Genomic DNA, 12,016 nt, shown 5'->3' on the forward strand with positions numbered 1-12,016 from the left:
AGGCCGTCATCTCAAACTTTTTCCGACGATGTTGACGGCTTTGATGGCATCGTCGAGCCCACCGAGATCGCTGCCGAGTTCTTCGGCGATGTTGCGAACGACGGCGACGTCTTTGTTCACGAATTCGCCGGCCACCTCGATGAACGATGCGACGGAACCGCGTGCGGTCACGATTTCCAGGACCCGGCTGGTAGCGCTGCCGTGCGTCAATGCGTCAAGCACGGTCGCCTCGGGCACGCCCATGCGCTCGCCAAGCCGGATGGCTTCGGCGAGCAGGCCGATGTGGCCGGCGAACAGCGCGTTGTTGACCAGCTTCACCTTCTGCCCGGCGCCGCTCGGGCCGACATGCAGAATCGGGTCGCCGTAGCAGCTCAATACGGGCCGCACGCGCGCCACCGCATCGTCGGCGCCGCCCACGAACAGCGTGACCGTGCCGACCGCGATGTCGTGCGGGCCGCCGCTGACCGGCGCATCGATGACGTCGAGATGGGCGGCGTGGACGGCCACGGCCTCGATCGTCGTCGGGCTTGCGGTGGTGTGCACGACCAGCGCCGCGCCGGACGGTATGGCGGGCAGCAGCGCGCTGTCCAGGCAGACTTGCCGCACTTGTTCGTCGGAGAACACACAAAGCACCACCACATCGGCTTGCGCGGCGGCCTTGGCCACGTCGTGGGCGACGCCCGCGCCGAGCTGCTCGAGATCTCGTCGGCTTTCGGCGTTGCGGCCGAACGCCCGGACGTCATGGCCGGCCGCGACAAGGCGTGCCACCATGGGGCGGCCCATCCGCCCGGCACCGATGAATCCGACTCTCATCGCGGGTGATCCATCAGAGTCAGTGCGGCGTCGGCGGCGTCGAGTACGGTGCCCGCGGGGGCGGCGGCCTGCTCCGCGACTTCGACGATGAGCCGGACGTCCTTCTGCAACAGCGTGCCCGCCAGGCCGGCGAGCCGGTCGAGCGTGCCTTCATTGCCAATGACGTTGAGCGCAAAGCTGTTTCCGCTACCGCGGGACACGACTTCGGTAAACCGCTCCGGGGAAATGCCCAGCGACTTCGCGAGGGACAGAGTGGTGGCCGCGGTGCCCAGGTTCGCGGTGAAGAGCAGATTGTTGAGCAGCTTGGTGGTCTGCCCCGAACCTAGGTCGCCGAGGTGGACGACGGGCTCGCCATAGGTTTCGAACACCGGGCGACAGCGCTCGACCTGGTCGGCGTCCCCGCCGGCCATCACCATCAGCCGGCCCTGCACGGCCGCGGGGCCGCCGCCGCTCACCGGTGCGTCGACGACCGAAACACCTTTGCTCTCCGCCCTTTTCGCAAGCTCCTTGCATGTGTTGGGATGCACCGTGCTGTGCACCGCGATGACGCTGCCCGGCTTCAGGCCCGCCAGCAGCCCGGCCTGGCCGGCGGTAATTTCCTCGATGTCGGCCTCGCCGACGACGCAGAGGCAGACCAGGTCGCTCGAGGCCGCGAGTTCGGCCGGCGATTGGGCAATCTTCGCGGGGGTATCGGCAAACGGCTCGAGTGTCGCGGGTCGGCGTGCCCACAACGTCGTCGCGAAGCCGCCCTCGATGATCCGTCGGGCCATCGGGGCACCCTGGCTGCCCAATCCGATGAATCCGACGTGCATCAGCCGGCCGCCTCTTCCTCTGCGTCGTCAGCCATGCATTCCTCCACGAACGCAAGCACTTTCGCGTGATAGTCGGCGGCGGTGTGGCCGAGGCTGATGTTATGCCCCGCGTCCTGTTGTCGATGCACGGTGAACCGCGGTGCGGCGGCGAACAGGCCTGCGATCTCCGTTAACGCTGAATCGTCAGTCTGCCAGACCTTTTCGTGCTCGGCGATGCTGAAGTGCACCGGGACGCGCACGGCGGGCGCGAGCTCCGGGAAGGTCTGCCGGGCCCAGTCGGACACCATCTGGTCCTCGTAGGCCGGAGCGGTCGGGGACACCGTGATGCCGGTGAGGATCTCGGGCGGATACAAATGCTCCGGATGCCACAACAACTCGCGCAGGCCCGACGGGCGGCGCTCGCGTGTCGCCGTCTTCAGCATCTCGCGGGCCGCCGGGTGGTAGTGCCTGCCGGTCCCGGCCAGTTCGATACCGAGCAGCTCGGCGCCGCGCTCGGTGGCCGCCATCCGCATCGTCAGCTCACATCCGCCCGAATGGCCCATCACGAATAGGCCCGCGCCGCTTGGTCGTTCGCCGATAATGCGATCGATCGCTCCGTAAGCCAGGTTGACGCGCTGCTCGCCCTCGACCATCGCCTCGGGATAGGGCGCCGAGCTGCCGTAGCCGGGCCGATCGAGTGCGACCACGGTGAATCCGGCCGCCGCGCCGGTCCGCAGCAAGGAGTACGACGGGTGGCCCGGGCAGTCGAAGTACATCGCGGTAGTGCCCCCGCCGTGGATCGCCAGGATGACGGCCTTGGGGTTTTCCGCCTCGGCGACGACCGCCGACATCGGCACCCCATCGACGATCACCAGCCGCGAACGCGGAGCCGCACTCATGTGTCTGCCCGCAGCAGCAGCACGCCGCTGGGCGTGAGGCCGCCGCTGCTGACCACTCCCACGCGGGCGTCGACGACCTGCCGGTCGCCGGCCTCGCCGCGCAGCTGGGTGATCGCCTCGTGTAGCAGACCCATGCCGTGGGTGCGGCCGTGCGAGAGTTGGCCGCCGTGTGTGTTGAGCGGCAATTGCCCATCGCGCGCAATGTTTTTGCCGCCGTCCAGGAATTCTCGGGCTTCGCCGATGCCGCAGAAGCCAAGTGCCTCGATCCAGGACAGGCAGTTGAAGGTGAACCCGTCGTAGAGCTCGGCGACGTCGACGTCGGCGGGCCGCAGCGACGTGCGGGTCCACACATGCGCCGCCTGGCCCAGTACCTGCGGCTCGTGGGTCAAAGTGCTTTGGTCCCAATCGGTTCGCTCGATGATCTGCGTGCCCACCGCCTCCACCAGGACGGGCGGCTTGGCGAGGTCGCGGGCGGCGTCGACGGCGGAGACGATAACGGCTATCGCGCCGTCGCACGGCACGTCGCAGTCGTAGAGACCGAACGGCGTGGTGATGGGCCGCGCGTTCAGATAGTCATCCATCGTCATCGGGGTGCGATAGACGGCGGTCGGGTTGAGCTCGGCGTTGGCTCGCTGGTTCAACGCGATCCAGCCCAGCGTCTCCTTGGTGGTGCCGTAACGGTGAAAGTGCCGCTGCGCGTTCATCGCCAACGTGTGTGCAGCCGAGGTCGCGCCGAACGGCATCTGCCAGCCCGTCATCCGGCCCATCGACGGAATGATCTTGCCCTGCTTCATCAGCTCCCCGTGGGTGGCTTCCCACAGCGTCCGGAAGCACAGCACGTGCCGGGCCAAACCGGTTGCGACAGCGAGCATTGCGGCGATCACCGAGCCGCCCGGGCCGAACGTCTCCATGGCTCCGTTGTGCCACGTCGGCCGAATGCCCAGCGCCGCCTCCAGCGCGGTCACGCCGCCTTCGCCGAAGCCGCCGACATTGATCGCACCAGGGTAGGTCGACAGCCCGTCGATGTCGTCGTACGTCAACCCGGCGTCGGCGATGGCCGCCTCGCACGCCTGAACCGTCAGCGACAGCGGCAGCTGCATGAGCCGGCGCCCGATCGGCGACATCCCGATACCGGTGAGCGCAGCTTTGTCTTCGAACTTTTCGGTGGTGAGCATCGGCCGGACGTGTTCGGCGAACCGGTCCGGCGCGATTTCGTCGACCGGTAACTGGCCGGGCTCGCCGTCCGCGACAACCCGAAACAGCGGGATCCAGACGTCCTCGACGTGCTCGAAGACGACCTGAACCGGCTGGCCGAGTTCGAGCTGATCGGGATCGGCATCAACGATGTTCGTGGTCAGCCGAACCCGCGGGTCCTCCTTGATCGCCACCTGTGCGATCACGAAGGGCGCCTCGAGACCGGGCAGGCTGAATCGTTCGTTGAGGGTGAACCCGGCGAGTGTCGCTTTGCCCGAAACCGTGCGCACGCCGACGTCGCGGGATCGGCAGTAGCGACACACCGGCGCGGGTGGGTGGATCAGCGCCGCGCAGCCCTTGCATTCCTGGAACCGCAGCCTTCCGTCGGCGCCCGAGGTCCAGAAGAATTCGTTGTCCTGCGTGATCAGGGGCAGCGGTCGACCCGGTGCTGCTGACACGTCACCTCCGGGAGTCGAACGGCCCGACAATCGCATCTGGTAGGACCGTTATACGATTTGGAGAATTACGTTATCACCCGCGAGCAGGAGCAATCCAGGCTTTTCGCGCGCGCTCGCCCCGATGATTCAACGCGTGAATCCCCACTCCGCTTCGTTGGCTTCGGTTTTGAGTCGTGAGGCGGGATCGTCGTCTTCGCGCAGTGCCGGGTTGGGTACACCGGTTTGGCGCTCGCCGACCTCAGTGATGGCGTGCACGGGGCAATCCAGTAGGGCCCGCATCACCGGATCGCGGTCTTGCTCGGCTACGTTGCCATCGCCGATCAGCGACGCGTACCCCCAGTCGTCCAGCGAGAAGTACCCCGGCGCGTGCTTGGCGCAGACGCCGAAACCGTCGCAGATGGTGCGGTCCAATCGGATTTTCATGCCTGCCTCACAGCGTCTGCCGCATAGGGACGATCGGCGCGGAAGGGGTGACCGGCGCAGTCCTGGCACGCGCCGTCGAGATGCTGCGCCACTTCGTTGGGGAACTGATCGAGCAGGCTGGCGGCCACGTTGGTAGCGGCGTCCAGCGTCGCGCACGCCCCACGCCCACGCAGCACCACCGACCAGCGACGCAACCGGTCGACATCCTCTGTCGTCGCCGCGCCGTCGCGTAATGCCCCGGCGGCCGCGGCCATCGCCGCGGTCCCGTTGAAACACGACCCGCATTGCCCGGCATTCTCGCGGTCGAAGTAGCCCAGCACCGAAGCCGCGACAGCGACCGGGCATTCGTCGGTGATCACCGAGATCGCGCCGCAGCCCAGCCCACTGCCGAACCGGCGCATCGTTTCGTGGTCCAGGCTGGTCTCCAGCACGCGCTGGTTGAGTAAGCCGGCGAAATAGCCACCCATGAGGACGCCGCGTACTTGATCGGGTGAAACCCCGTGCAGGGCAAGCAGTTCAGTGAACGGTAAGCCGTGTGGGAGCTCGTAGAGAACCGTCGGCCGTCCGGCTCCGGTAATGGTGGCCAGAAAAGTACCCGACGACAGCGGTGAGCCCTGCGAGCGGTACGACGCCGCGCCGTGGTGCTGCAGGTACGGCAGATTGGCCAGGGTCTCGACATTGCTCACCAGCGTGGGTCGCTCGTCGACACCCGCTTCGAACGGACGCGGCGGCTTGTCGGTCGGCTTGGCCGGGCCGCCGTTGATCGCCCGAACCACGGCGGTCTCTTCGCCGGCCACGTATCCGGGCTGAACCGTCACCACGCTCACCGTCGTGGTGCCGAACGTGTCGGGATCGAGTTCGCCCAAGGCGGTTTCGACGCTGTGCGCCGATTCCGGTTCGGACACATAGACATACGCCTTGGCGGCGCCGACGATCGCCGCGGCCAACCGCAGCCCATCCAGAACCAGGTGGGGGCGGTTACGCAGCAACCAGCGGTCCTTGATCGAAGCCGGTTCTCCCTCTTCGCCATTCGCGACGACGACGGCCCCGTGCGCCACGCGCCCGTTGTCGCGCACCGTGCGCAGCTTCACCGCCAGTGGGAACGCTGCGCCACCACGGCCGGCCAGGCCGCTGGCTTCGACTTCACTCAGCAACTCGTCGGTGTCGGCCAGCGGGCGGTAGCCGTCGCGCTCTCGATACGCGGCGAGGTCCTCGCGGCCCTGCTGTGTGACCAGCAGTCGAGGCTCGCACCCGGGCGCGGTGGCGGTAGTGATGGTTGTCGATTGGACGGTGTTCACGGCTGGCCTGTCATCGTCTTGGTTAGGCTTGCGCACATGCGAATTGCGGTGGTGCGCGTCAACGTCGACCCGGACAGCGCCCGCACGCCCGCGCAGCTACGAGACGGCATGGCAGTTCTCCTCGAAGTCGCGGGCGCGGCCGGTGTCGACGTTGTCGAGAACGACCTGGCGGCCATGCCGGGAAATCGCCGTGAAGTCGAGCTGCTCGTCGCCGCCGAAAACGGCGACATCGCGAAGGAAACCGCAATGGAGTTGTGCGCCAGGGTATTCGGCGCTGCCCCGGTTCCGGGCGTGGTCACCTTCATCAGCCGGGGGACCGACGACGACGCGCACGGCGTGTTGTCCGGATTCGGGCTCACCGGCGACATTGTGCGGACGCCTGGCGACGACGGCTTCGACATCGTGTACGTGACGCTGCGTGAGGACGATCTCGACCGCATCCCCGAAAGCCGAGTCCACACGGCGCTTGAGGCCTCGCTCAACTGCGAGGTCCACATCCGCACGGTGTAAACGCATCAGTTGCCCAGGAACTCGAGGATCGGGGGTGCGGCCTGCACCCAGGTGTCGAACATGTTGAATCGCTTCACTTTGCCCGCGGCGCGCTCTTCGGATGCACGCTCCCAGGCGTCCTCCGGCCAGGGCGGGTCGATGAGCTTGGAGCCCTTGATCAAACAACTGACCTCCAAAGAGGTGCGCTTGGGGTGATCCATGTCGTTCTCGCCGCCACGAATGATCAACGTGGGGACCTGGATCTGGTCGAACATTTCGTCGGGGACACCGGGGATGGTCTGCCCGGGCTTGGACACGAATGCGTTGAGCCAGCGCAGCATCACCTTGAGGAACTCGTCTTTGTCGAAGTCGAGGAACCGCTGCTTGTTGGCCGGGTTCTCCTCGATGCGCTCGCGCCATTCCTGGACCTTCACCACGCCGTGCATGCCGGTGCCGCGCACCGCGAGAATGCTTGGGATGATGTAGAAGGATCCGAGCACGAAGCTGCCGTAGATGCCGCCGACAATGTTCCAGACCACCAACTTCTCGACGAGCTCGGGGTAGAGCATCGTGGTCAGCATGGAATCCCTTGCGCCACCTGAGCCGCCGGCCAGGATGCACCGCTCGACACCGAGGCCGTTCAACAGCTTCTTGAGCGTCTCGGCGCGCATGTGCGACTCGCTCTGCCCGTAGAACTGGACGTCGGAGGCGCCGCAGTTAGGCCGGTCCCAGAGCAGCACCCGATAGCCACCCGCGGCCAGGGCATCGGCCAGTGGGCGCAGGCCGTCGATCTCCTTGCTGAACCGGCCGCCCGGCGTCAGTGCGATGAGATCGCCTGACTCGCCGAGGATTTCGTAGACCACATTTCCGCCGTTGACCTCGATTGAAGGCACGCGATTCTCCTGTGATTAGGCCTGCACCAGCACGTCGTTGCCGACGACGCGCACCGGATAGGTACGGATACTCCATTCGGGCTTGACCGCGGTGGTGCCGGTCGCCAGCTCGAAACCCCATTGGTGCCAAGGGCAATAGATGTACTCCAGGTCGCGCACCATGATCGAGTCACCCGGAGCGGTCTCGTCGACGACTGTGCGCCCCCGCGCGCGACCCGAACACAGCGGACCGCCTTGGTGCGGGCAGTAATTCGCGATGGCGTAGAAGCTGCCGTTGACGTTGTAGACGCCGACGCCATGCCGCCCGATGGGCACCAGCTTGTGCTTGCCCGGCGGGATTTCGTCTACGGTCGCGACGACGTGCTCGCGGCCCTGGGCGAGGCGGGGCCGCTTGGTCTCTTCGGTCAATTCAGAGCACCCGGACTTGACCCTCGAGGACGGGAACCGTCTCGGGAAGGTGATAGGTCGCGATGCCGTTCTTGTACATCACCGCTTCGCGGGCGTGCTTGGGCAGGTGTTTGACCAACCAGCGCGGGTCGTCGAAAGTCCAGTGCGGGTAGTCCGACGAGAAGAGCAGGATCTTCTCGCACTCCATCCACTCCAGCGCCCGGGTCAGCTCGGTCTTGTCCTCGGGGTAGTCCAGCGGCTGCGTGGTGAACTTGATGTGGTCCTTGACGTACTCCGACGGCTTGCGCTTGATGTCGACCCACGACTTGCGTGCTTCGTAGAGGGCGTCCATGCGCCACATCAGCGGCAAGATCCAGGTGAACGCGTGCTCGACGAACACGATCCGTAGCGTCGGGAACCGGTCGAAGACGCCGTCGAAGATCAGGCTCATCACCTGGTTAGCGGCCAGCAGCGAGTACGTCACCATGAAGTCGTGGTTGTAGCTGGGGTATCCCACCGGCGGGGCCGGCAGCTCCTCGAAGTGGCTGCGCGACAGGTGGCAACTCACGGTGATGTCGTGCTTGGTGGCGGCAGCCCAGATCGGGTCGTACTTCGGGTTGCCCCATGGCGGCCGCGGCTCGGCCTTGATCAGGATCTGTGCCATGTAGGGGTGCCCGGCCCACTTCTCGATCTCGCGGACCGACTCTTCGGGTTCCTCGATGGCTGCACAAATCGAACCACGCCACCGCTCGTGCCAGTTGTTGTGGCTGTCCAGCCAATGATGCGCCTGCCACTCGTTCAACGCGGTCGCCATCGCGTGCTGCGCCTCGGGAATGCGAGCGGGGTAGGCGGCGGGTTCCAGGATCGCGATGTCGGAGCCCGCCTCCATGATCAGCTGACGGAACGCCATGTCCGGGTCGCTGCAGGGGAACTCGCCGTTGGCGGGGAAGGCGTCCGTGCGCATCGCGTAGCTGTGCGCGTAGTCGGGGGCGTCGTAGTAGATCTGCTCGCCGATATTGCGGGTGAGGAAGTATTTGCTGCGCCACGGCTCGGGAATGTAGGGGGTGAGCTCACCGCGCTTGGGCGCTGGGTGGACGTCCGAATCGACGCACCGGACGGCGATGCGCTCGGCAGCGGGAACCCGCTCCTGCGAATGGGTCAAGGTCATTGTGGCCTCCCTTGGTCACCTCTCATTGTGCGACTAGCCCGCCGCCAGGTCGACAGAAATGTCGATCCCATAGAGATCGGCGGCATTGCGCCAACACAACTTGTCGCGTTGCTCGGCCGACAGCGCTTTCGGCAGCTTGCTGACGTCGCCGAGTTGCCAGTGCGGGTAGCTCGAGCCGAACATCGTCATGTCGTCCTTGCCGGTGAAGCCGAACCACTCGCCGGCGAATTCGACATCGCCGGGACCGTCCAGGCTGCCCTGGACGAAGTAGACGTGTCCGGGCAGGTAGTCACTGGGAATCCGGGGCGCCCACGGCGTCTGCTCGAGGTGCGGTCGGCCGAACGTGTCCATCCGCCAGATGAACGGGGTGATGAAATCCGCGGCGCCGTCGCCCCAGACGAATTTCAGGCCGGGAAAGCGTTCGAACACGCCCTCGGCGATCATGTTCATCTGGTGGTAGATGTAGTTCAGCGCCATGAAGCTGACGTAGTGCTCGTAGACCCGGGTATTGCCGTTCGGGGTCGGCGGATTGGCGATACCCGAACCGACCTCGATGTGCGCGGCAACCGGGAGGCCCGCGTCGGCGGCCGCCTCCCAGAGCGGCCAGAACTGAGGCTTGCCGTAGACCTCGCGGGACTGCAGCGGGACACCGATCTGGACCACGCGGGGATGCGCACGCCATCTCTCGATTTCGCGCAGTGCCCCGGCGATGTCGTCGGGATTGACGCGGATGGTGCCGCGGAACCGGTCGCCGTACTCCGCTGACTCCAGCCAGTTCGACACCATCATCTCGTTGTGCGCGGCATGCAGCGCGCTGCCCAGGTGCCGGTCCGGCATGATGCCGCGTGCCATTGGATGCAGGATCGCCACATCGACGCCGCGCTTCGAAAACAGTTCGTGGCCAACGAATTCCGGGTCTGAACCCGGATACTGGTCGTCCGGTCCTTCGGTATTGGGTGCGTACTCGCCGCCCGGCGCTCCGTACCAGTCCATTTCGTAGTCGGGGAAGCCGCGACTCTTGAACGGCTCGCGCAGGGTCTTCCGCAGCGCCTTGTTGGACGGGAAGAAGATGTGCACGCTGGCGTCGATCAGTGGCGTGCGTGTCCCGTCAGCGTGTTCGATCACGGAAGCCACCCTTCGAATCCGGTAGCCAAATTGGGGCAGGCCCGGCCATATGATAGATAATCTAACATTCTGATCGGCTGCCAATCAATCGGTTTCCGGTAAGCGATTCGGTTAATATCCGCCCTGGTAGGCACCAGTATTGAAGCCTTCAGGGCAATCGGCGTTCTTCAAACTGGATAATATCATTCTCCTGTTCACCGGTGGGCGAAGTCAACAGTCGTGAGGTTGCCTTGGAGCGGCTGACATGCGGCGAGCGGCCGCAGTGTCCCTCGGGCATCGACTTTACAGTTCTAGCGATAAATGTCACGCTGTCGGGCGTCTGAAACTCAGGAGAATGCATGGATAAGACAGGGCAAGCGATGGCGGGCCGGACCGTCGTCATCTCGGGGGCGAGCCGCGGAATCGGCCTGGCCATTGGGATTGGGGCAGCCAAGCTCGGCGCCAACGTCGTATTGCTGGCGAAAACCGCTGAGCCGCACCCCAAACTGCCCGGCACCGTGCACACCGCGGCGCGCGACATCGAGGACGCCGGGGGCAAGGCGGTCGCCGTCGTCGGAGACGTGCGCAGCGAGGAAGACGTGCAGCGCGTCGTCGACACCGGCGTCGAAGCATTCGGTGGCATCGACGTCTGCGTCAACAACGCCAGCGCCATCGCCACCGAGCCCACCGAAGCGCTGTCGGCCAAGAAGTTCGACCTCATGCAAGACATCAATATCCGCGGCACGTTTCTCCTGACAAAGGCCGCGGTGCCGCATCTGCGCCGGTCGGCCAATCCGCACGTGCTGACCATCGCGCCGCCGCTGAACCTCAGTCCGAAGTGGCTGGGAGCCCATCCGTCCTACACGCTCTCGAAGTACGGCATGACCCTGCTGTCGCTGGGCTGGGCCGCCGAATATGCAAGTGACGGAATCGCTTTCAACTGCCTGTGGCCCGAGACCTATATCGCCACCGCCGCGGTCGCCAACTCGCCCGACGCGGAGGCGCGGCTCGCCAGGTCGCGCGATCCGGCGATCATGGCCGATGCGGCGGTAGAGATCATCTCCCGACCGGCGGTGGCCCACACGGGAGAGTGCCTGATCGACGCCGACGTGCTCCGCGCCGCGGGGAAACACGACCTGCGTGAGTACGGCGGTGGATCGAACCCGATCGTGGACCTCTTCCTCGACGAGATTCACTCCGGCTAGTTCGACGGCGGCCGGCCCACGATGACGCCCGCGGCTTTCTCGAACGGTTTGATCACACTGGTGAAATCGGAATCCGAACCTTGGTCGGTGGCGGTGAATTCCCATAGCTTGCCGACCATTTCGGCAAGCTCGACGGGCACGCCGAGCGTTTTGGCTTCCTTGAGATACAGCCGGACGTCTTTGACCATCAAGCCGGTGGCGAACCCGTAATCGAAGGTGCGCGGCAGGATCGCCCGGGGGAACTTGTCGCGACTCGCGCTCGTCGCGCCGGAACCCGCGTTGAGCACCTCGATCATCACGTCGGGGTCCAGCCCGGCCTTGACGCCCATCACGACGACTTCCGCCGTGGCGACCAACACGTTGGCCGCCAGGATGTTGTTGGCGAGCTTCATGGTCTGTGCCGAGCCCGGCTTGTCGCCGACGTAGAACGGACGGCCGATGGCCTCGAGAACGGTTCGTATGGACTCGAATTCATTGCGCGGACACGACACCATGACGGCGAGCGCTCCCTTTTCGGCTCCGCCGACACCGCCGCTGACGGGACTGTCGATAGCGGCAATGCTCCGTTCGGCGAGGGCGTCGTGGATGAGCACGGCCGTTTGGCTACCGATCGTCGACAAATCGATGTAGCGCTTGACCCGCGAACCCTCGATCACACCTGCCGCGCCGATCGACACCTCGAGTGACGCCGCCGGCGTAGGCAGGCTGACCATGATCGTCTCCGCGCGATCGGCGACCTCTCTGACCGACGACGCGGCCCGTGCCCCGAGCGCGACGATGCGCTCGAGCGCCGCGCTGTTGGTGTCGAAGGCGACGACATCGCGGTTGTCTCCAATGAGGCGACGTGCCATGGGAAATCCCATGTTTCCCAGCCCGATAAAGCCGATCCGCATC

12 protein-coding genes and 1 pseudogene are annotated in these 12,016 nt (G+C 65.7%); 2 read left to right on the plus strand and 11 right to left on the minus strand.

All coding sequences use genetic code 11. The features are described 5' to 3' along the window. Positions 1-6: 6 nt before the first annotated feature. The 6 genes and pseudogenes from MNAB215_RS13105 to MNAB215_RS13130 all read right to left on the minus strand — a co-directional run. Positions 7-834: pseudogene (locus MNAB215_RS13105) on the minus strand (NAD(P)-dependent oxidoreductase); the annotation flags it as partial. Further along, positions 810-1,625 carry an NAD(P)-dependent oxidoreductase gene (locus tag MNAB215_RS13110; protein WP_077079240.1) on the minus strand — a complete coding sequence of 272 codons (816 nt, stop codon included), beginning with the start codon at positions 1,623-1,625 and terminating at the stop codon, positions 810-812. The gene MNAB215_RS13110 and the pseudogene MNAB215_RS13105, both read right to left, overlap by 25 nt. Further along, positions 1,625-2,503, minus strand: coding sequence for an alpha/beta hydrolase (locus MNAB215_RS13115; protein WP_077079241.1), 879 nt, complete (start codon positions 2,501-2,503; stop codon positions 1,625-1,627). The genes MNAB215_RS13110 and MNAB215_RS13115 overlap by 1 nt, the downstream gene beginning before the upstream one ends. Further along, on the minus strand, positions 2,500-4,191 hold the full coding sequence (locus tag MNAB215_RS13120) for a thiolase C-terminal domain-containing protein (protein WP_174604591.1): 1,692 nt from the start codon (positions 4,189-4,191) through the stop codon (positions 2,500-2,502). Before MNAB215_RS13120 ends, MNAB215_RS13115 begins: the two co-directional genes overlap by 4 nt. 90 nt (positions 4,192-4,281) lie before the next feature. Then, positions 4,282-4,578, minus strand: coding sequence for a ferredoxin (locus MNAB215_RS13125; protein ID WP_077079243.1), 297 nt, complete (start codon positions 4,576-4,578; stop codon positions 4,282-4,284). Continuing rightward, on the minus strand, positions 4,575-5,876 hold the full coding sequence (locus MNAB215_RS13130) for an NADH-ubiquinone oxidoreductase-F iron-sulfur binding region domain-containing protein (protein ID WP_077081982.1): 1,302 nt from the start codon (positions 5,874-5,876) through the stop codon (positions 4,575-4,577). Before MNAB215_RS13130 ends, MNAB215_RS13125 begins: the two co-directional genes overlap by 4 nt. 36 nt (positions 5,877-5,912) lie before the next feature. On the opposite strand from MNAB215_RS13130, the gene MNAB215_RS13135 reads away from it, so the two are divergent. Continuing rightward, positions 5,913-6,386, plus strand: a complete 474-nt coding sequence (locus MNAB215_RS13135; RefSeq protein WP_077079244.1) for a hypothetical protein — start codon at positions 5,913-5,915, stop codon at positions 6,384-6,386. Positions 6,387-6,391: 5 nt separating this feature from the next. Here the strand turns inward: MNAB215_RS13135 and MNAB215_RS13140 are convergent, their stop codons facing one another. The 4 genes from MNAB215_RS13140 to MNAB215_RS13155 are packed head-to-tail and all read right to left on the minus strand — an operon-like array spanning position 6,392 to position 9,938. Next, on the minus strand, positions 6,392-7,258 hold the full coding sequence (locus tag MNAB215_RS13140) for an alpha/beta fold hydrolase (protein WP_077079245.1): 867 nt from the start codon (positions 7,256-7,258) through the stop codon (positions 6,392-6,394). 15 nt (positions 7,259-7,273) lie between these two features. After that, a complete protein-coding gene (locus MNAB215_RS13145; RefSeq protein ID WP_077079246.1) occupies positions 7,274-7,666 on the minus strand; it encodes a Rieske (2Fe-2S) protein in 393 nt (130 codons plus the stop codon). Between the two features lies 1 nt (position 7,667). Beyond that, entirely contained in the window at positions 7,668-8,813 is a 1,146-nt protein-coding gene (locus MNAB215_RS13150; protein ID WP_077079247.1) for an amidohydrolase family protein, read from the minus strand. 33 nt (positions 8,814-8,846) lie between these two features. Next, entirely contained in the window at positions 8,847-9,938 is a 1,092-nt protein-coding gene (locus MNAB215_RS13155) for an amidohydrolase family protein (RefSeq protein WP_077081983.1), read from the minus strand. A gap of 338 nt (positions 9,939-10,276) precedes the next feature. Between MNAB215_RS13155 and MNAB215_RS13160 the strand changes: the two genes are divergently transcribed. Then, on the plus strand, positions 10,277-11,122 hold the full coding sequence (locus tag MNAB215_RS13160) for an SDR family oxidoreductase (RefSeq protein ID WP_077079248.1): 846 nt from the start codon (positions 10,277-10,279) through the stop codon (positions 11,120-11,122). Here the strand turns inward: MNAB215_RS13160 and MNAB215_RS13165 are convergent. Continuing rightward, complete coding sequence (locus MNAB215_RS13165) at positions 11,119-12,015, minus strand: NAD(P)-dependent oxidoreductase (protein ID WP_077079249.1); 897 nt, start codon at positions 12,013-12,015, stop codon at positions 11,119-11,121. The two genes, MNAB215_RS13160 and MNAB215_RS13165, sit on opposite strands and share 4 nt — an antisense overlap. Position 12,016: the final 1 nt, after the last annotated feature.

Origin of the sequence: Mycobacterium numidiamassiliense (assembly GCF_900157365.1) — a bacterium.
Taxonomy (GTDB): Bacteria; Actinomycetota; Actinomycetes; order Mycobacteriales; family Mycobacteriaceae; genus Mycobacterium; species Mycobacterium numidiamassiliense.